Source organism: Chloroflexota bacterium, from assembly GCA_026389585.1.
Taxonomy (GTDB): Bacteria; Chloroflexota; Dehalococcoidia; order UBA2247; family RBG-13-53-26; genus JAPLHP01.
Map to the genome: position 1 here is coordinate 1 of JAPLHP010000076.1, position 20,862 is coordinate 20,862.

The 20,862-nt window shown below is 53.4% G+C and carries 16 protein-coding genes; 6 read left to right on the forward strand and 10 right to left on the reverse strand.

What is annotated here, in order from left to right; translation table 11 throughout:
* The first annotated feature begins 545 nt into the window (after nt 1–545).
* Nucleotides 546–893, forward strand: a complete 348-nt coding sequence (locus NTZ04_06620) for an MgtC/SapB family protein (protein MCX5991981.1) — start codon at nt 546–548, stop codon at nt 891–893.
* Nucleotides 869–979, forward strand: a complete 111-nt coding sequence (locus tag NTZ04_06625; GenBank protein ID MCX5991982.1) for an MgtC/SapB family protein — start codon at nt 869–871, stop codon at nt 977–979. The genes NTZ04_06620 and NTZ04_06625 overlap by 25 nt, the downstream gene beginning before the upstream one ends.
* Nucleotides 980–992: 13 nt before the next feature.
* Here NTZ04_06625 and NTZ04_06630 read toward each other — a convergent pair whose 3' ends face one another.
* Both NTZ04_06630 and NTZ04_06635 read right to left on the reverse strand, forming a co-directional pair.
* On the reverse strand, nt 993–2,219 hold the full coding sequence (locus NTZ04_06630) for a CoA transferase (protein ID MCX5991983.1): 1,227 nt from the start codon (nt 2,217–2,219) through the stop codon (nt 993–995).
* A gap of 51 nt (nt 2,220–2,270) precedes the next feature.
* Nucleotides 2,271–3,392 carry a site-2 protease family protein gene (locus NTZ04_06635; GenBank protein ID MCX5991984.1) on the reverse strand — a complete coding sequence of 374 codons (1,122 nt, stop codon included), beginning with the start codon at nt 3,390–3,392 and terminating at the stop codon, nt 2,271–2,273.
* A gap of 361 nt (nt 3,393–3,753) precedes the next feature.
* Between NTZ04_06635 and NTZ04_06640 the strand changes: the two genes are divergently transcribed.
* From NTZ04_06640 to NTZ04_06655, 4 genes are all read left to right on the forward strand, one after another.
* Complete coding sequence (locus NTZ04_06640) at nt 3,754–5,205, forward strand: CoA-binding protein (protein ID MCX5991985.1); 1,452 nt, start codon at nt 3,754–3,756, stop codon at nt 5,203–5,205.
* A gap of 150 nt (nt 5,206–5,355) precedes the next feature.
* Nucleotides 5,356–7,053, forward strand: a complete 1,698-nt coding sequence (mutL, locus tag NTZ04_06645) for a DNA mismatch repair endonuclease MutL (GenBank protein MCX5991986.1) — start codon at nt 5,356–5,358, stop codon at nt 7,051–7,053.
* Between the two features lie 298 nt (nt 7,054–7,351).
* Nucleotides 7,352–8,089, forward strand: a complete 738-nt coding sequence (locus NTZ04_06650) for an SDR family oxidoreductase (GenBank protein ID MCX5991987.1) — start codon at nt 7,352–7,354, stop codon at nt 8,087–8,089.
* A gap of 370 nt (nt 8,090–8,459) precedes the next feature.
* Nucleotides 8,460–9,275: a glucose 1-dehydrogenase gene (locus tag NTZ04_06655; GenBank protein MCX5991988.1), complete on the forward strand. Its 816-nt coding sequence runs from the start codon at nt 8,460–8,462 to the stop codon at nt 9,273–9,275.
* Between the two features lie 261 nt (nt 9,276–9,536).
* Here the strand turns inward: NTZ04_06655 and NTZ04_06660 are convergent, their stop codons facing one another.
* From NTZ04_06660 to NTZ04_06695, 8 genes are all read right to left on the reverse strand, one after another.
* Entirely contained in the window at nt 9,537–9,701 is a 165-nt protein-coding gene (locus NTZ04_06660) for a hypothetical protein (protein MCX5991989.1), read from the reverse strand.
* A 140-nt stretch (nt 9,702–9,841) separates the two neighbouring features.
* Complete coding sequence (locus NTZ04_06665) at nt 9,842–13,426, reverse strand: DUF3883 domain-containing protein (GenBank protein MCX5991990.1); 3,585 nt, start codon at nt 13,424–13,426, stop codon at nt 9,842–9,844.
* Between the two features lie 137 nt (nt 13,427–13,563).
* Nucleotides 13,564–15,003 (reverse strand): CoA-binding protein, encoded by a 1,440-nt coding sequence (locus tag NTZ04_06670; protein ID MCX5991991.1) that lies wholly within the window; start codon nt 15,001–15,003, stop codon nt 13,564–13,566.
* Between the two features lie 72 nt (nt 15,004–15,075).
* The gene (locus tag NTZ04_06675; protein ID MCX5991992.1) at nt 15,076–16,509 is read right to left on the reverse strand and encodes a CoA-binding protein; all 1,434 of its coding nucleotides are present in this window, start codon (nt 16,507–16,509) and stop codon (nt 15,076–15,078) included.
* Between the two features lie 74 nt (nt 16,510–16,583).
* On the reverse strand, nt 16,584–18,032 hold the full coding sequence (locus NTZ04_06680) for a CoA-binding protein (GenBank protein ID MCX5991993.1): 1,449 nt from the start codon (nt 18,030–18,032) through the stop codon (nt 16,584–16,586).
* Nucleotides 18,033–18,048: 16 nt separating this feature from the next.
* Complete coding sequence (locus tag NTZ04_06685) at nt 18,049–19,926, reverse strand: NADH-quinone oxidoreductase subunit NuoF (protein ID MCX5991994.1); 1,878 nt, start codon at nt 19,924–19,926, stop codon at nt 18,049–18,051.
* 24 nt (nt 19,927–19,950) lie between these two features.
* A complete protein-coding gene (nuoE, locus tag NTZ04_06690) occupies nt 19,951–20,454 on the reverse strand; it encodes an NADH-quinone oxidoreductase subunit NuoE (protein MCX5991995.1) in 504 nt (167 codons plus the stop codon).
* On the reverse strand, nt 20,451–20,858 hold the full coding sequence (locus NTZ04_06695) for a hypothetical protein (protein MCX5991996.1): 408 nt from the start codon (nt 20,856–20,858) through the stop codon (nt 20,451–20,453). Before NTZ04_06695 ends, nuoE begins: the two co-directional genes overlap by 4 nt.
* Nucleotides 20,859–20,862 lie beyond the last annotated feature (4 nt).

The window sequence follows — 20,862 nt, forward strand, 5'->3', positions numbered from 1 at the left end:
ATGGAAATCCCACCATAGCCAATAGCGGTGGCTTCCGCTGCAGCCACAATCCTCCGAAGACGCTCATCAAGAAAGCCTGCCAAGGCTTCAAATCGTTGTTTGATCAAATGCGTATCCATGTCCTAAATATAGCATAGAATACTATAACTTGCAATGGTTATTTAGTGACAGTCCCTAAGTGGTCCAACTATAGTCCGTGGATTCTCGAGGTGGGTGTCATCCTTCTGTGGAAGGACGACCTGACCACGTCATTCCCAGCCCTGGCTAAGAAGGGGGAATCCAGAGAGGAATGTCCGTAATTCCCTCTCCCTTCGATGGGAGAGGGCGGGGGTGAGGGTGATGTTTCCCCCTCCCTCTACCTCCCTCCCGCCAGGGGAGGGGGAACGGGTGGACAGGTATGACATGTGGATGACATGTGGAAGGATCCACGGATTCAGGCCTAATGTGCAGTCTGCTGCGACTTATATTATAATGTGCTTCATCATGACAACTTCTATATGGCCTGTGAGGGTGCCCCTTAATTTGCTGCGAAGAGGAACTTCCTGATGGAAGTCTGGAGCCTTACACCATGGATAGAACTGGATGGGGTGCTTCGTCTACTGATAGCCGCGGTCATGGGCGGCGTCATCGGCTATGAGAGAGAGCGCGCTTCTAAACCCGCCGGACTCCGCACCAATATCCTTGTTTGCATGGGAGCGGCTTTGTTCACTATTACCTCCATCTACGGCTTCGCCGGCCTCGATGCACCGGCGGATCCCTCCAGAATCGCTGCGGGTATTGTGGTGGGTGTTGGCTTCCTGGGTGCAGGGGTCATTGTTCACAGTGAAAAGGGTGTAGCAGGATCACCACCGCAGCCACAGTCTGGTCCGTGGCTGCCCTTGGCCTGGCAGTAGGGTGCGGTCTGTACCTCGTGGCCGTGGTGACTGCAGTTCTGATTCTGGTGGCGCTGCGCCTCAAGACACCCTGGCGCCACGATTGAGGCTATCTCAGTTCTAGATCACTTCAGTCTGCCTGAAGCGGGCTATCTCACTATCGCTGTAACCCCCGATATCTCTCAGGATTTCCTCGGTATGCTCACCCAATTGCGGTGCCAGGCCTCGGGTATCCGCCGCCGTTTCACTGAAATGGATCGGATAGCCGGGGACCATGCCTTTACCAAAGACGGGGTGATCGAAATCGACGATATAAGAGTTTGCCAATACTTGGGGGTCGTCCTTCAAGCCCAGAGGCGTATTGACTGGGGTACAGAAGACATCGTGTTCCACCAGAATACGGTGCCACTCCTTTTGCGTCTTGGTGGCAATGACCTTGTCCAGGAAGTCGATCAGTTCCTCACAGTGTTCCATCCTTTTCTCCCGTGTATCGAACTTGGGGTTGGTTTCCAGCCCCGGATGCTCGATGGCACGGCAGAATTCCCTCCAGTTCCATGGATGGTAGGATAGAGTGAGGCAAATCCACTTGCCGTCCCGGCATTGATAGTAATTCCTCATCGGGTCTGTTGACCTGCGCTGATGTCGGGGGACTTCCTGGTCCATGGTGAGCGCATTCAGGACGTTGAAGTACTGGAGGAACATGGCGGAGCCGAGGAGGGAGGGCTGAAGCTCCTGACCTATGCCGGTGCGCTCCCTGGCAAACAGGGCGGTCAGGAGGGCATGGCTGGTGATAATGGCTGTAACCTGGTCTATCAGCCCAAACTGGACGAGCAAAGGCGGCATGTCTGGTTCGCCCATGCAGTACATCATCCCCGACCTTCCTTGTCCCTGAAAATCGAAGCAGCCCTGCTGGCTGTCCGGGCCTTTGGAACCATAGGCGGAGACTGAAGCATAGATCAGTTTGGGATTGATTTGACGCAGTACGGGATAGGTCATTCTCATATTCTCTACCGTCTTGGGGCGCAGGTTGGTGAGAAAGATGGCGCATTTGGACACTAGGCGATAGGCAATCTGCTTGCCCTCCTCTTTGCTCAGGTCCAGGGTGATGCTCTTCTTGTGGCGGTTAGCGCCCTCGTAGAAAAGACTCAACCCGTTTTTGGAAACCCAGACCTTGCCGAAACGAGACAGGCGTCTCAAGGGGTCTCCCACCTTCGGCTGCTCTATCTTTATCACCTCTGCCCCCAGATCGCCCAGGATGGCGAGCGCCCCTGGTCCGGCATGGAACGCCCCCCATTCCAGGGCACTGATTCCTTCCAGTGGTTTAAGTGAAGCACGCTCCTCTTCCAAACTGGTGATTTCTCCTTTAGACACGCGGTCAAGAGAATGATTTCTGGTTGTTTACATCCCCAACTCGGCGCGGGTGTGGATGAAGGCCAACAGGTTATCACGGGCGACCATGCCGACGATGTTGTTGTTCTCCACTACCGGCAGTTGATTAACGTCCTCGTCAGTGAGCAGTTGCATGGCGTTAGACAGGTCGTCGTCCGGCCTTACCCACTTCAGTTTGTCCATAGGTGTCATGACCTCCCTCACGCTTCTACTAGACCAGACTTCACGGGGGACCACCTTCACATTATGCATGGTGATCATCCCCAGCGCCCGGCCGTCCTCTACTACGGGGAAGCAGCGGCGGCCGGAGGTCAGGATATGGTCGTTTACCAGTTCTGCCACAGTGAGTCTGGGGGAAACCACCTGGCAATCGCTGGTCATGAGTTCGCTGATCTTGTGGCCTCGAAGCATGTCCTGGAGGGCCACCTGCCGGTAGCTTCCCACAGCAGCGTTATCCAGAAACCAGCCGACAACTATTATCCACAAACCGTTGAACCAGTAATCTCGCCCCTGGAAAATCAGAAAGATGCCGCCGAAGATAAAGAGGTAGCCGAAGCCTCTGCCGATGGTTGAGGCGGTTCTGGTAGCTCTTCTCAGATTGTCTGAGCGCCACCAGAGGATGGAGCGCAGCACTCGCCCTCCGTCCATGGGGAATCCGGGAATCATGTTGAATGCGGCCAGCATCAGGTTGATATAGCCGAGCCAGAAGGACATGCCTGCCAATGGCTCGATGGAGTCTCTGGTGGTGAAGTAAGTCGCCAGGAATATACCTCCCAGCACCAGGCTGGTGGCTGGCCCGGCTATGGCCATGCGGAACTCAGTGCCGGGCTTTCCCGGCTCCTGGGTGAGCTGGGATACCCCGCCGAAGATGAACAGGGTAATAGCGCTGACCTGCATGCCTGCAGCCTGTGCCACCCGGCTGTGGGCTAGCTCGTGGGCCAGCACCGAGGCAAAGAAAAGGATACTGGTAGTCGCTGCGATGAGCCAGTTTGTTGCCGTGCTCCAGTGGTAAAGGTCATGGAAATCTATGGCCAGGAAGTAGGTCACCAATCCAAATATGATGAACCAGGACCAGTGCAACCTCACGGGGATGCCGAAGTATTTGCCTATAGGCACTCCTCCCTGTAACATCTTCTTCCTCCTCTGCGGTGGGTTTCCGATCCCCCGGGATCGTCTATTGTGGATCGGCCTTTGGTGTGCTCTCACTAATAAGATATCACAGGGGGTGATCAAAAACTATCAAAAAACTACCATGCAGGACGATTATATCGTGATAGATTGTAATGCTGCCAGCCGTTCTTGGTGGTTGGTGACTGTCATCCTTCCGCAGAAGGACGACCTGACGGATATATTGAGATGGGTTCAGGCCGGGCCTATTTGTCCGAGGGCGAGTGAAGCATTAGAATAGGAATCGCCTAAGGGAATCGGTGTAGGACAATTGATTACAGGGCGGATTCCCAGGCCAGGTAAGCGATGGCTGGAGGGTTAGCGAGTGCAGGTCAAGTTGTCTGAGAAGAGACTTCAGGAATTCGAGCGCATCTTCTATCCCCGTTCCATTGCAGTGGTCGGTGCCTCCAAGGATGAGCGGAAGATGGGCTCCCGGTGGGTGAAGGGCTTGGTTGACTCTGGCTTCAAGGGCCCGGTCTATCCGGTCAACCCCAGTGGAGGTGAGATATTTGGTTCCAGAGTTTACCCCACTATGAAGGCAATTCCGGGCCCGGTGGACCTGGTGGTCTGCTGCATCCCCAGGGACTTTGTCCTCGATCTCCTGGACGATTGTGCTGCCAAGGGGATAGGGGCCATCTATTTCTTCACCGCCGGATTCCGGGAGACGGGCAAACCTGAGTGGGTCCGGGTGGAGGAGGAGATGGCGAGACGGGCGCGGGAGGGAGGGTTCAGGATCATTGGCCCCAATTGTATCGGTGTCTGTTGTCCCGAACACGGGATACCCTACGGACCATCAACTTTGCTGGGTAGGGTGGGTTCGGCAGGCTTCATCTCTCAGAGTGGTGGGCATGCCGGGAAGATGATGGAGATTGCCACCAGTCGGCGGATTGGTTTCAGCAAGGTGATCAGCATCGGCAATTGTTGCGATCTGGGCAGTGCTGACTTTCTGGAATACATGGCTGTTGACCCCAAGACCAGTGTCATTGGCCTCTATCTGGAAGTACCGCGGGATAGCCGGCGCTTGGTTCAGACCATGAAGGCTACTTCGGGGAAGAAGCCTGTAGTAGTCTGGAAAGGGGGCCGGACGGCAGCGGGAGCCAGAGCGGTTAACTCTCATACAGGAGTTCTGGCAGCCTCGGCTGCTCTGTGGTCGTCAGCTTTGAGACAGGCAGGGGCTATCGAGGTCAGAGGTTTGGACGAACTGGCGGATACCCTCCTCCTTTTCCAGAGAGTTGGCAGGCTTGAGAGAACTAACCTGGGCATTATCTGTGGGCTCACCGACGGTGGCGGTGGTGAGGCGGTTATGACTGCCGATGCCTGTGCTGCTCTTGGAATTGATGTCTCTCCTTTCACCGAGAGAACGCGGCGGGAGTTGCTGGGGCTTCTCGGCCAGGTGGGCAGTGTCCTGGTCAATCCGCTGGATGTCAGTCAGCGCCCCGGTGATTTGCAGACGTTCGAGAGAGCTATTGAATTGGTGGCTAATGAACCTCATATCGACATCATCGCCATCTATGAGAATGCCGATCTGCTGGTAGGATTCATGACCAAGGGAGTGGCGGATCTCATCAATGGTGTTATTGTGAAATCCAGCCGGAAGCAAAGTAAGCCCATTATTGTGATCTCTCCGCCGGGGTCATCTGATGCGGAGCGGCTGGATATTGAGTACAGGCTGTCTGATGCAGGGATACCAGTGTATCCCTCTGTGGAGCGGGCAGCCAGGGCTATTGCCAATGTCAACCAGTACTATCGCCGCCGTGCCGGGAATCCCGGGTCTTAAGGGTGGGCCTTCTGTTTTTCAAACCATCCACAAGCATCTCGTGAGTCGCCCCTGGGGAGAGGTGTAGGGTGGGTTCAGCCCCTACGACTGTGTGGATTGCGGTTTTACAGAAACCACATGGTAAAATGGTGAACCAGGGAAACTGAGAGAATGCCTATACATCTTCTATCCCCAGACGTTGTCTCCAAGATAGCTGCCGGTGAAGTAGTGGAGAGGCCGGCTTCCGTGGGCAAGGAGCTGTTGGAGAACTCTCTCGATGCCGGTGCATCTCAGATCAATATAGAGGTGGTGGGTGGTGGGGTGAACCTCATCAAGGTGGCGGATAACGGGACGGGTGTTTCCAGTGATGAGGTGGAGTTGGCCTTTGAAAGACATGCCACCAGCAAGATCACTAATCTGGCTGACCTGGAGAATACCACTTCGCTTGGATTTAGAGGAGAGGCCTTATCCAGCATTGCTCAGGTGGCCCAGGTAGAGATGCTCACCCGCAGCAAAGAGGATCTATCTGGTACTTACCTCTGTTTGCGCGATGGCAAGGTAATCAAAAAAGAAATTAGAGCCTCCCCCCGGGGCACCACGGTCACGGTGCGCCATCTATTTCGCAATGTCCCGGCTCGACTGAAGTTCCTCAAATCGGCGACGACTGAGAGTAACCAGATCACCAATCTCGTCAGCCAGTATTGTTTAGCCTTTCCTGGTGTACGATTCACCCTGTCTGTTGACGGAAGGACTGCTCTCCGTACTCCCGGGAGTGGCAAGCTGAGGGACGCCCTGGCGGAAATATATGGCCTGGAGACAGCTCAGGCCATGCTGGAGATCAAAGGAAGTGCAAAGGAGGGCGGCCTTGCCCCGGTGATCAGCGGCTACGTCAGTCCGCCTTCGGTCAGTCGCGCCACTCGCAGCTATCTCAGCTTCTTCGTCAATAGGCGGTGGGTGCAGAGTCGCCTGCTGGCTGGGGCGGTGGAGAAGGCTTATGAAGGTTGGCTTGGGGTGAGGAGATATCCCATCGCTGTCATCAATCTCTCTATGCCGCCGCAATCGGTAGATGTTAATGTCCATCCTACTAAGCGAGAGGTCAGATTTTCCCAGGAACCGGTTGTCTTCAACGCGGTTTTGGGAGCAGTGCGCAGCGTGCTTGCAGAAAAAGCTCCCGTACCTGAAATAGGGTCTGCCGACACCTTCTTCTCAACCCCTGAACATAGAACGGCGGAAAGGCCAGTCGCTGATAAAAAACCCATAGCAACCTTGCCACTGATGCCGGAGGCTGCCCGCTCGGAGGTTCCTGTTCTCCGGGTGCTGGGACAGGCAGCCAGCACCTACATCATTGCGGAGGGACCTGACGGGCTGTATCTGATTGACCAGCATGCTGCCCACGAAAGAGTGCTCTTTGATAAGATACTGGCCGAGTGGACACAAAGGACGGTGGAAGTCCAGTCGCTTCTGGAGCCAGTGACTGTTGAGTTCAGCTTGAAACAGGGGGAACTGCTGAAGGACAGAGGGGAGTTGCTGGCCCAGTTTGGCTTTACTATTGAACCATTTGGCGATAGGACTTACCTGGTGCGGGCTGTTCCGGCTATGCTGGTTGGAAAGGGGATCGCAGAGGCGGTGAAGGAGACCCTTGACTCTCTGGATGATGAAGCCGACACGACTAAGGTGGAGGGGAGGATAGCCCGTTCGCTGGCCTGTCATGGCGCTGTGCGGGCGGGACAGCTCCTGAGCCAGGAAGAGATGAAAGGGCTGATAAGACAACTGGAAAAGGCAGTTTCCCCGCGCACATGTCCCCATGGTCGCCCTACCATGATTCATCTCAGCTCAGGCCGGTTAGAAAGGGAGTTTGGGCGGGCCTAGAGAATGCTCGGAGTCGGGCATATAGCCAATGTGCCAGTAGTGAGTAAGAAGCCCAAGTCCGTGGATTCTCAAAGTGGGTGTCATCCCTCTGCGGAGGGACGACGAAGCAATCTCTGCCATGAGCCATGAGCTATCAGCCATCACCCATCCTTCCGCAGAAGGACAGGAATCCAGAGAAGTGGTACTATATTCCCTTGGCCTCCCCCTGGATTCCCTCTTCTTAGGAAGGGCGTGGGAATGACATTAACGCGAAGTGATCCACGGATTAAGGAAGAGAACCGAAAGAGGAGATTGTGCGATGGACCTGAATTTGAAGGATAAGGTGGCTATAGTTACAGGCGCTGGTGGCAACGGGATCGGTACCACCGTTTGCCTGGAGTTGGCCCGGGAAGGCGCCCATGTAGTGACCAATGATATCGACCGGTCGTGGGCAGATAAGGTGGCTAGGCAGGTCAGTGCTCTGGGCGTTCGATCGATGCCCACCTACGCTGATGTGACCAAAATCAGTGATTGTGTCGAGATGGTGAACAAAGCCTTTACTGAGTTTGGCAAGGTTGACATCTTGGTCACGATCCCCGCTTACATGATGCATAAGGACTTCGCTCATTCCACACCGGAGGAGTTGCAGAAGCAGGTGGATGTAACCTTCTGGGGAGTGGTCAATGCTGCGAAGGCTGTGCTTGGCACTATGATGAAGCAGAGGAATGGCAGTATTGTGTGCATGGGTTCAGACTCGGGCAAGATGGCGCCGGCTGGTGAAGTGATGTATGCCTCGGCCAAGACTGCTATTATGACTTTTGCCAGCAGTCTGTCCAAGGAAATCGGACCATATGGCGTCAGGATCAATGTGGTGAATGCGGCACTGGTCAGGTCACCGAGTTATGGGGCTGGAACAGAGGAGGCGTTTAGAGCCAATTATCCATTGGGTCGTCTGGCTGAGACGCAGGAAGTTGCTGAAGCCATATTGTTCCTAGCATCGGATCGGGCCGGCTTTATCACTGGTCAGACGTTGAGCGTCAACGGGGGACGACTCTAGTGGCTGATTTCAGTGTCATTGCGAGGCACAAGGTGCCGAAGCAATCTCAAAAACAGTGCTACCATGGCCTGGAGATTGCTTCGCTTTGCTCAGAATTACACCTAAGAGCGGTGGCCGTCGTCCTTCCGTAGAAGGATGACCCGACGCAGTGGGCAATATGTCACCCTGACTTTTATGCGGTTTGTCACCCTGACCTTTATGCAATATGTTACCCTAACATTTACGCAATATGTTAACCTGATATTTATGTGGTATGTCACCCTGAGCGAAAGCGAAGGGTCTCTTCCCACAAAGCGAATAACGCCTATTTCTGCAACTAAGCATTAGTAGGGTTTCGCTCCAGAGTTTCAGATTCCTGGAGGTGGTCGAGATGATTCTGGATAGGTTTGCTCTGACTGGTAAGGTGGCCATCGTTACCGGTGCTGGGAGAGGGATAGGCAAGGGTATTGCGCTGGCCTTTGCTGAGGCCGGTGCTGATCTGGTTTGCGTTGATATGACGGCTGGGCAGATGGAGTCCACCGTGGCTGAAGTGCAACGTCTGGGGCGCAGGGCATTGGCCATACCTTGCGACGTTCGGGAGGGCGAGCAGGTGGACAGAATGGTGAACCAGGCTAAACAGGAATTCGGTCGCATCGATATCCTGGTCAATAATGCCGGAGGCAGCCCATTCAGGCCGAGCTTGAAGACGAATCAGCTTGCCTGGGAGGCTATTGTGCGGGAAAACCTCACCACCACTTTTCTCTGCAGCAAGGCGGTAGCAGCGGTGATGCTGGAGCAGAAGTCGGGGTCTATCGTCAACATCTCCACTAGGGATTCCCAAATCCCTTGCCCCGGCATGATGGCCTATGGTGCTGCGAAGGCGGGCGTCAACTCCCTCACGCTGACGCTGGCCTGGGAACTGGCTCCCTACGTCAGGGTAAACGCCATCCTGCCCGGTGCTGTCTTGACCGAGGGCAGTGCTCCGGCGCTCGAACCTGTGAAAGACAGGATCGTGGCTAATACTCCCCTGAGACGCTTGGGCAAACCCGAGGATATAGCGCTGGCTGCTCTGTATCTGGCTTCGTCTGCTTCCGACTGGGTGACCGGCAGGCTGTTTGAAATAGACGGCGGGATAGAATTTGTGCCGTTGGCAGCAGAGATGATCGCTAATGAGAGTGCAAAGGAAAGGCCAAAAGGGCAGACTTAGGCGTATGGCTTTCAGGTTCGCAACCCCGGTCAGCCCAAGCTAGTGCTTGGGCACAAGTCAGCGTAACAATCGAGATTCTTCGCTGCGCTCAGAATGACACAGTGGGCGATGTGTTACCAATAATAGAATTGGCTGTGTTAAAAAGGATTTGGTTCTGGCACCTTTAGAGGATAAAAGGCTCTGTGGCACCAGTGGAGCGAACTCGCTATGCTCCCGCTGCGAGAGATGTTGCCTCTGGGCAATCGGGTGCCACATTTGCAGCTAGCTGTCGAACAGCGAGTTCTCGCATCTGCCACAGGTCTCGGCCGCATCGTTCAGTACTATTGCACCGCCCCAGCGGCACCAACCGAATAGTTCTTCTGTTGTGTTGACCTCAAACTCCTGGACCTGCTTGGTGACCAAGTTGAAGACTATAGAAAAGCTCATGGGCAATTCACTTAGCGTCAACTGCGCCCGGACGTAGTCTTTGTTCCAGTCGCTGTCCTGTGCTTCCCTTGTACTTGTCGTACACTATGTAGTAATCGGATTTGAAAACGAATTTTATAGGTAAACCACATGCATATATGTTACCAAGTTGACCACGTTTTCTCTGGAACTACGTAGCTCTTTGAATTTCGTTCTTCCCACTCTTTTGCTGGATCTCTCGCCTGTTTTATTTGCGGCTCCGGTGACCGGCAATTATATACAACGTAGAGCAAGTAATTCTTACCCCATTGGTTAGCCGAATTGGGTTCCTCTCCCATAAGAGTTACGTCGCCTCTCTCACTGCGCCCTTTCACTTCCACTTTGTAATTACCCTGAGCCCCAGAACAATGAAAATCAAACCCAGTGCCAATAGCGGCAACAGTAAGATTTTGACCTTTTTGGCTTATTTCCCGGTGCTTTACTTCTTCAACTGCCACTCGTTCTACGACATCGGTTATATCTACATTGTGCAAATTGACCATAGGTGCACATTTGACCATGCCATCCTGTAACTGTGCAATTTCGGCGTCCCCTGCTGCGAAATCCTTGTGTAATAGAACTCGTACGATGCCATTCCCCAAATCCTCCACAAGCAAAGACTTCGGGATATTCTTGTCATAACCTCCCAGACTGATAGTCAACGACAAATAGCCATATCGCTCAACTATAACTCCATTAATACCTGCAAGTTCGATCAGAACAGAAATAAAAGGGTACTTACCAAGAGGTATGCGTGCGGTGTTTGTATTGGTTAATTCTTTGGCCGCTGAATGGGCGCCAATCGAATATAACACAGAACGATATTGCTCTACATCATCTTGCGGAATCCAAGCAAAAGGTAAATCATTCTGGAATAATTCTGTTTCCGGGCAATCATTCACATATGTTTGTCCAACCGGCATCCAATTGCCGGAATTGGTCATTACAGGTACATCTTTATGTTCGGATAGTCCGATGTTAATATTCGAGAGACGCTTAAAGATAGACTTTGACCGCGCTTCCGCCTTTTCTTTTGGCCAGGCACTTCCTGATAACAAGCGAAGAAGTAATACGAGGTCAATCTCATTAAGACCTTGCCTCGTGTCTCTAACTCCACAGAAAACCAGAAAGTCCAGGCTCACATTTGTTAATTCACCCTGTACGAGAGGTGCCAGTTCATGGGCAATTGCTTTATCTGCTTCAATGGGACAAAAGGCTGGTTTCTGGTGAAGCGCTAATGGCGACCTCAGACCTTCGTCTGTGGGAATCCAATTACCAAGTCGAGCTGCTGCCAACAATGGTGACCAACCAGGTATGTATGTTAGTCGCCCATCTGGCTCGATTATGAATGCCATTGGACTCTCGAATAGTCCCCGTTCACTTCCCCCTTTTGACCAGTGAGAGGCCAGATATGTAAACAAATTGTCACCATCGAGAGGTGACCAGGTTTCGAAAAGGGCTTGCAGGAATTCAATAGTCTGATACTGAACTTTCTTACCCACAAGTCCTTGGCTTACCTCATTAGTTAATTCAGTAACAAGCTTTGTCTCAACAATAGTCTGTGCCGTGATAAGCCGGAGTTCAGAAGCTATGCCCACCGCTTGCAGGAATGCAAGGCATTCATCAATGTCATCAATATCGTCTTTCCCAGAAATTGCATGTGCGTTCACGAATGATTCAGGATGTCCTCCTGAAGGTGCTAAGAGTGCTTCCAGTTTACCGCCACATTCTGTTGGCATGTAGAGTTTCCCGGCTTGATGCCAAACACCTTTCTTTTTCGTAAGCAGTTTTAGCTTTGTGGAAGCATTCCAAGTAGCTAGCGTGCTCTTGGCCTTGTTGGGATTTAATGAAAACCACTTCAAGATGACTTGAATGGCATTAGTCTTCTCAACTTCTGATACGTCTTCCCAGTTGGCAGTTTCCATAAGTTGCAATAGCTTTTTCTCCACAAACCAATCTATAGTAGTATTTCCAACATCAAGTGCGTTCAAGAATGTCTTCACGATTTCATTGGTTTTGTTGTCAGCATCTTGCAACACTTCGGGATGTACAATTGCATTCGGAGAGAGTTTGAATACAAGGCCCAATAGGCTATCGGGAACATTGTCAATATGTTCACTGGGCAACCTAGCTTCTTTGCCAGTAACAGTTATCAAGTCAGCTGTCAGAACCCAGGGTTTACCTTTGTAGGCCGACACCCGGTGAGCAAGCAATCCTGCTAGTCCTTGATAAAGTCTCTGGAACCATATTGGTGCATTCTCAGTTTTGGTTCGATTTGCCAAGAACACATTCCAATTTTCACTCGCAAGGACGACTACTACTTCTTCACTGGTAAGACGCGTGCCGCCCAAATGGTCCCTTATTACGGTGCGATTAACTATGTTGGGATTTACGAACCATCTGTCTGGGGTAGAGACTTCCTGCCAACCAATACTTCCAATCGCCTTGCAAAATTCGTCTAATGATTTTTCTTGTACGAGACTCGATGTGGGCTTTATCCAATTATTATCATCTGTAAGGACTACTTCGCGCTCTTTCAGTTTTGTCTTGAGGTGCTCAAAAAAATGTTGTTTGACAGATGCTGTCGCCGGAACTTGACCAAGCATCAAATCTAGGAATTGATATTGCCAGACCGCATGACTCTTGAATACTTCGGCAACATCGGCAAGCAAGTCAGCAGCGCTGCGTAACATCCAGTGATTCCAAGGGTGGGCTTCATCCAAAGCGTCGCGTCCACCCTCAGAAACGAAGTCGCCCTGTATTATGAACGGGAGATTAGCCTGTTCAGCAGTCAATGGTAAGTGACTAAAAATACCACCATAGATACTAGCACCAGCTGCTTTTTTAAGCTTTCTTTCATCGTCAAGCTGAAATCCTAGGACAATCTCACGTCCAGTCAGTTGCTCTCGTCCGGCCTCAATCGTTTCTGGCGCGTTCCTAATTGCTGGTGGCACTGGCACAGTACGTCTGAACAACAGCCATTTCTCTTTGTCTGAGCCCAAATGAAGTGTCAATTCTTGTTGTTTGGTATTTTGGTCGTTTAACACGTCCGATTCATGTTCAACCGTCTTTGTAAAAGTTCTCGGTTTACCGTTTACCGCATCGTTCCATTCCAGTTTCTTGACCTTTTTGAGAAACATAAAAGCGCGTCCCAAATGCTCCGCTCTCTCAAGAAGGCTTTGTATTGACCGTTGCCCTTTTTCTCCAGAATCTAGGGTGCAAATGAATCGTGCTCCCTTGCCTCCGGGAGTTCCGTCAAGTGGATGCGGCACAATTTGCCATGGGAAATCTGGCTCCTTATCCTGCCAACACTGGCGGTCAAATTCAAAAGCATAACCCCCTGAGAAAACTTCGACTTTCTCGGAAATACGAAAGGCGGACTTAAAACCGATTCCGAAGTAGCCAAGATAGCCACCACTGATAAGCTTTGCGCTGTTTCCAATACTACAAAGGCTCTTAACATCCTTATCCGAGAACGGGTCTCCATTGTTCTGGAAGATTACCTTGTCAGAGGACAAATCAATAGAGAATTCGGGTGCATTAGCATCCTCGGCATTCTGCAGGAATTCCAGAATTACACTTCCACGCTGGAACATCCTGCTAGCGATAACTTTCGTTGCCCCTCTAAGAGCATCCGCCGCAGCACCACCAGATGCAAGTGCCTGCTCGTATTGTTTTCTTATTTCGTTCACCACTTCATTCGGCATTACTCCTCCTTAACCGTAAGGAAGTCCTTTTGGATCGGCCCATTCCAGCCCCTGGCATTGATGCGGTTTGTCACCCTGAGCGAAGCCGAAGGGTCTCCCTCCACAAAATAAATAGCGCCTGCTTCTGCAACTAAGCGCTAGGCTTTCGCTTCTTCTCTGTTTTTGTGATAGCGGATGAACCTGTCGATGGCCTTGGCCGCGCTGGCTATCGAATAATAGACTGGCAAGCCATCCTCGTAGAATTCCTGAACATACTTTGCGGCGAAGTGCCAGCCCTCTCCTGTAGCCATGTAATGCACCACTACTGCTATTGGCTTGCCTGACTCATGGTGCAGCTTGATGATGATCTCGGTTTCGCGGTCGAGTAAAATGGGAGCAACGGCGATAGACAGCATAATACCTCTGACGGGTAGATGAAAGACCAGCAGGTCAATTCCTCCGAAATTATGCAGTTTGCCGATAGCACTGTGGAAGGCTTCATGACCGAAGCCAAGATGAGGGATGTCCACAGGGTTGCTCAGGATTGTCCCGGCATCATTGCCCAGAGCAACCCGGAACGCCTGTCTGATCTGCTCAGGCAGGCTGGGAAGGATGAAACCGGCCTCGTCCCAATCGTCGGTGGCCAGGACACCGGCCCCGCCGCCTACGCCGATCATGGCGAGCTTCTTGCCCTGAAGCGGCGGCATGTAAGAGAGGGTAACTAACATGTCGGCCATCTCATCCAGGGTGTCGACGGGAATCGCTCCTGCCTGCTGCACCGCCCTGGTCCATATTTCATGTGATGCGGCCAGTGAGGCGGTATGGGAAGCTGCCACCACTGCGCCAGCCCGTGTACGCCCTCCTTTCAAGACCACCACCGGCTTCCTGGCTGACAGTCTCCGGAGGGTGCGATAGAACCGCCGGCCGTCTTTAACCCCCTCGATATAGGCGGCCACTATCTTCGTTTCTTTATCTTGGCTGAGGTATTCCAGCAGGTCTGACTCGTCGATGTCGCAGGCATTTCCATAAGAGATAACCTTGTTGAACCGGATGCCTCTGTCCGCAGCAGCCCGCACCAGGTAGAGCGTATTGCCGCCACTCTGGCAGATGAAGGACACCGGCCCGGTCTCGTGGGGGAGATCGGGGGCAAAGGAGAAGTGCGCCCCGGGGGAATATATCCCCAGACAGTTGGGGCCGATAATGCGCACCCCTGTTGCCTGGGCCAGTTGCTGGACCTCCTTCTCCAGTTCCCTGCCCTTTTGTGTTCCGAATTCAGCGAACCCGGAAGTAAAGAGGCAAATCACCTTTGCACCTTTGTCAGCCGAGTCTTTTATCAACTGGAGTACGAATGGAGCCGGTATGCAGGAGATGACATAGTCTACCGGTTCCGGGATATCCTTCAGATGAGGATAGATTGGGAGTCCCAGTACCTCGCCACCCTTAGCGTTGACCACATAGATCTTGCCTTTGAACCCATACTCGAGGATGTGGTTTAAGAACAACCGCCCCGTGTTGAATCCGGAATCGCCAGCAGCCACGCCGATAATGGCTACAGACTGAAGATTGAAGACCAGGTCCAGTGCCTCATTCTTGTCCATTGTTCAAACCTCGACTGTGCCGAGTTGACGGCCTGCATCGTATGCAGGAGGAGTCAGGCACTCGTAAAAACCTCAAGCGCATTTCGTTGATGCCCGCTTGCCCTCGTGGTAGCTGAGGAACCGGTTAATCGCCCTAGCGGCGCTTCCCATGGAATGATAGACAGGCATCCCCGAGTCGCTGCAGCCCCGCTGCAAGTCCAGGGCCTTCTGCCAGTCCCAGTTGGTGATCAGGAATTGCAGCACCAGAGCCAGGGGCTTGTCCGTTTCCTTGTAGATCCGGGTGACAAAGTCGTGGAATTGATCGGTTTCGGTATCGAATGCAGATGATGTGAACCACGCCGCCTGGCCGAAACCGGCGTGAATCAGACTGAAATCGAACCACTCGCCTTTCTTATAGGTCATGAGTCTCTTGATTACATCGTGGAAGCCCTCGCTGTAGCCTACCATGGAGAGGTCGATGGGGTTCTTGAAGATCATCCCCACGGTGTTGCCGAAACGGTCCATCAGTTCTTTGACCAGTTCTGGCGGCAGCCTGGGCACGGTGAAGCCAGCGCTGGTCAACTCGTCGGTGGCCAGAACACTGGCGCCCCCGCCGGCTCCGAACACGCCGGCATTCCTGCCTTTAGGGAGGGGCAGCAGTGTGAAAGTCACCAGCAGGTCCACCATCTCTTCCAGACTACAGACGCTGATGGCCCCGGTCTGGCGCATCAGGCTCTCCCAGACCTCGGCAGAGCCAGCCAGGGAGCCGGTATGTGAGGCGGCTATTTCCCCGCCGGCTTTGGTGTACCCGCCTTTGAGAATGAGAACTGGCTTGACTGTAGACATCTCGCTCAAGACTTTGTGGAAGCGCTCTCCATTCTTGACACCTTCGATGTAGGCCGCCACAATCTCCGTCTCGGGGTCCTGAGCAAAGTATTCCAGCAGGTCTGTCTCGTTGATATCGCAGGCATTCCCGTATGACACCGCCTTGCTGAACCGGACGCCCCTCTGGCTGGAGGCCCGGAGCAGATAGGAGGTGTTGCCACCGCTCTGTCCCATCAGCGCCACCTTTCCCACACGCCTGGGGAAGTCTGATGCAAAGGTCAGCCCGACTTTAGGAGAATAGACCCCCAGACAGTTGGGGCCGATGATGCGTATTCCCGCGGCTCGAGCCAGACGCGCGATCTCCTTCTCTAGCTGCCTGCCCTCTTCAGTCCCGATCTCCGAGAACCCGGAAGTGTAGATGGATATCGTTTTCACGCCCTTCGCAGCGCAGTCCTTTACCAGTTGCGGTACTGCGGGTGCCGGTATGCAGCAGATAACGTAGTCAACAGGGCCTGGAATGTCTTTGATGTTCGTGTAAGCGAGCAAGCCGGAGACCTCGATGCCTTTGGGATTGACGGCATAGATGCTGCCTTTGAAGCCGGAGGTACGTATGCTTTCGAGGAACCACTGTCCTGATTTGCCCGGAGAGGCCCCGGCAATGGCGATGGACGTTGGATAGAAGACAGAATCTAGAGATTTCATCTTATTCACCACCTCAAACAAAGAATCAGGGTCAGACAATGGACAATGAGACTAACCGGATTATAACAGTCTTTCTACTTACCATCTCCTGCAGTCGCGCGTTTTTCATGATATTGCAGCAACCGATCAATGGCTTTGGCTGCGCTTGACATAGAATGATAGACGGGTATGCCTGCCGCGGCGCATCCCCGCTGCAAGTCCTCTATCCCCTTCTGCCAGTCCCAACCGGTGATGAGATAATGCATCACCAGCGCCAGAGGCTTGTCTACCTCGCTGTATATTTTTGTGACTGCATCCTTGAAGAAATCGATCTCAGCCTCGAAGACAGAAGCGGAGAACCAGGCGGCCTGTCCGAAACCGATGTGAATTATCGATATGTCAGCGAATCCTTCATAGACCAGCAACCTCTTGATGAGAGTATAGAAACGTTCGCTGTAGGCAAAAGAAGAAAGGTCAATGGGGTTATGCAGGATCAACCCGGCTTCGTTAGGAACGGAAATTCTGAGCTCCTCCTTCACTATCTGGGGCAGCGGCGGCAGGACAAAACCGTGTTTGGCCCAGTCATCAGTCGCCAGGACAGCGGCTCCGCCTCCACCACCGAATATACCCACCCTCCTTCCCTGTGGTACTCGAAGAAGGGAGAAGGTGACCAGCATATCAACCAGTTCTTCCAGGCTGTAGACGCGGACGGCCCCGGCCTGCTGTAGAATCTCATTCCATACCTGATCGGAGCCAGAGAGGGACCCGGTGTGCGAAGCAGCCGCTTTTGCTCCAGGCTGTGTATATCCCCCCTTGAGAACTACCACTGGCTTTGTTCTGGCAAGCTCCGCCAGGGCTCGATAGAAACGCGGGCCATCCCTTGTTCCCTCAATGTATACAGCCACGACCTTGGTTTCGTCATCCTGAATAAGGTATTCCAGCAACTCGCATTCGTTGACGTCACACGCGTTCCCGTAGGAGATGACCTTGCTGAAGCGAACGCCTCTATAGATAGCCGCGCGGGTGGTATAGACCGAATTGCCGCCGCTCTGGCAAACGAAGGCCACGTTCCCACTTTCACTGGGGAAATCGGAGGTGTACGAGAAGCCTACCTTTGGCGAATATACTCCCAGGCAGTTGGGACCTATAACCCGCACTCCAGTGGCCCGTGCCAGGCGGGATACCTCCATTTCCAGTCGTTTACCCTCTTCGGTTCCGCTTTCCGAGAAGCCGGCCGTGAATACCGCGACCGCCTTTACTCCTTTGTCTGCACAGTCTCTGATCAGTTGAGGTACTGCAGGAGCTGGTATGCAGCAGATGAGGTAGTCAACGGGCCCGGGTATGTCTTTGAGTCTGGTGTATGCTTTCAAGCCCGAGATTTCCTCGCCTTTGGAGTTTATGGCATAGACCCTGCCCTTGAAACCGGAGGCGAGCACGCTGTCGAGAAACAACTGCCCGGACTTACCAGGAGAGGCGCCGGCGATGGCAACTGAAGCCGGGGTGAATATTGCATCGAGTGAATTGCCCGTTTTCTTTTGAGTCATATTTTCTCCATCAAGTCTATTGTGGCACGGTATCGGGAGGCGAGAGCTTTATCACTGCATTGTACTCGGTGGGACAGATGGTGACGCAACTCCCGCACTTGGTGCATTTTTTCTGGTCGATGACCTTTATGCCTCTTGTCTCATCGTTGCTAATTGCCTCGACGGGGCAGGAGAGCACGCAGTGTTCGCACCCCTTATGACACTTGTCGGGGAGTATATAGTAGGCGATCAGCTCCTTGCAAACCAGCGCCGGGCAACGCTTCTCCGTGATATGCGCTTCGTATTCATCCCGGAAGTAACGAAGGGTAGTCAGAACGGGATTTGGTGCTGACCTGCCCAGGCCGCAGAGTGAGCCTGCTCTGACGTCTTGAGCCAGCTCAGTGAGCAGGTCGAGAGACTCTATCTCGCCTTTGCCCGTGGTGATGTCAGCCAGTATGTCCAGCATCTGCTTTGTACCCAGTCGGCACATGGTGCACTTGCCGCACGACTCCTTTTGGATGAAGTCAACGAAATAATGGGCGGCGTCCACCATGCAGTTGTCTTCGTCCAGCACTATCATGCCGCCGGACCCCATAAGAGAGCCAGCCTCAGTGAGCGAGTCGAAGTCAACCGGGGTGTCCAATAAGCTTCCGGGGAGGCAGCCCCCCGAAGGTCCGCCGATCTGCACAGCTTTGAACCTTCTGTTGCCCTGCATCCCGCCCCCGACCTCGAAGATAACCTGGCGCAGGGTCGTACCCATGGGGACCTCCACGAGCCCGGTGTGAGCTGCCTTGCCTGCCAGTGCGAACACTGCTGTACCTTTGCTTCCTTCGGTCCCGATGCTGGCAAACCAGTCTCCTCCGCGGTCGATTATCAGTGGCACGCTGGCGAAGGTCTTTACGTTGTTAAGCAGCGTTGGCTTTTGCCACAGGCCTGACTCGGTCGAGTGTGGCGGCCTCACTCTGGGCATACCCCGTTTGCCTTCTATGGAGTACATCAGGGCACTGGCTTCGCCGCAGACGAAGGCACCGGCTCCCTCTGCGACTTCGATTTGGAAACTGAAATTGCTGCCCAGGATATTGTGGCCCAGGATACCGGCTGCCTCTGCTTGCTTCAGCGCCAGCCGCAGGCGCTTGACTGCGAGCGGGTATTCGTCCCTGATGTAGACGTAGCCGTGAGGCGTGCCCATTGAATATCCGGCGATAATCATGCCTTCGATTACGGAGTGAGGATCGCTCTCCAGAATGGCGCGGTCTATGAAAGCACCAGGATCACCCTCGTCAGCATTGCAGATGACGTATTTTGGCTGCCCTTGTGCCTTGAAACACAGTTCCCACTTTCTGCCGGCGGGAAACCCCGCTCCCCCTCGGCCCCTCAGTCCTGATCTCTTGATTTCGGCGATGATTTCCGTGGGAGATTTTTCCAGTGCCTTGGCCAGGCTGCTGTAGCCGCCGCGGCCGATGTAGTGGTTTATATTCTCGGGGTCGATGTAGCCGCAATGACGCAGTATCAGGCGCTGCTCGTGTTCAAATCGGGACAGCTCGGGAATGGAGGGGGCCTGCCCGTTGGCTACCTCGAAGGTGCCGAGCGCGAGCTCAAGACAGGGATCATCACCCAGCACATAGCCTTCCACAAGGCGATGGACAGTTTCCGGGGATATGTTGTTGTAGCAAACGCTGAAGTTTTCCGGCTTGATGATGACGACGAGGGGTTCCGCATAGCAAAGCCCCATGCAGCCCACCCGGATAACGGAGGCATCAGCATTCTGCCTTTTTATCTCTGTTTCGAAAGCACTCACCACGTCAAGGGAACCGGCGGCTCTGCCGCATGTGGCGGTGCCAACAAGGATGTGGGTTCTCTGCTGCAACGCTTCCCATTCGGAGATGGCCTGATGCTGAATCTGGTCGAAAGTCATTTATTAGCTACGGCAGATCCTCAATTACTTATCAGTTGTCTCCTGATGCTCGGGTTCCTTCAGTTTGGCCAGGACCTCCTCCACTTTGAAGGGCGTCATTCTGGGGTGGATTTCCTCACCCATGACTACCACCGGAGCCAGAACGCAGCAGCCAATGCAGGCGACCCGATCCAGGCTGAACTCTCCGTCATGGGTAATATCGCCTACCTTAATCTCCATCTCTCTTTCCAGGGCTTCCAGAACCAGGGCTCCTCCCTGCATGTGACAGGCAGTTCCCAAACAGGCTTTGACAGGGTGTCTGCCCAGGGGAGTGAAGCGAAACCGATTATAGAAGGTGGCTACGCCGTAGACAGCGCTGGCGGGAATCTGCGTGAAATTGGCCACCTCCAGCATGGCTTCTCGGGGTAGATAGCCGAACCTCTCCTCCACTTCCTGCAAGATGCGTATCAATTCAACCCTTTCCGGTCGGTGTCCGGAGAGGATTTGCCTCAACTGGTCGACGATCTTCCTGGAACTTGTTTCCTTCATACTCTCGTGCAGATTTCCGAGGGATTATCCGTGGTTTCCCTGACGTATCGCAGCATATGGTTCAGGCAGGCAATGGTGATCTCAACCAGGTCCTCTCCCTTGTTTTTACTAATTTTTGGGCCGCCGTAGAGGACACTGAGGCTGCCTGGGAATTCCTCATTAGCACCTCTGTAGATAAAATGGATTTCAATCCCCGGGAAAATCTCTTTCTTTATGGCCCAGTCTTCGCCCAGCCCCAGGGACTCTATTTCACTGCCGAGGTAGTCTGCCAGCTTGGAGGCATTGTTGATATGACCCAGGGCCTCTACTCTCAGATCTATGGCTCGTTTGAGAAAGGCATCATGGGGCGTCTGAGGACCGTCGATTTCCTTCAGACTGAGCAATCGCTTCTCTTTGAGACTCATTTTT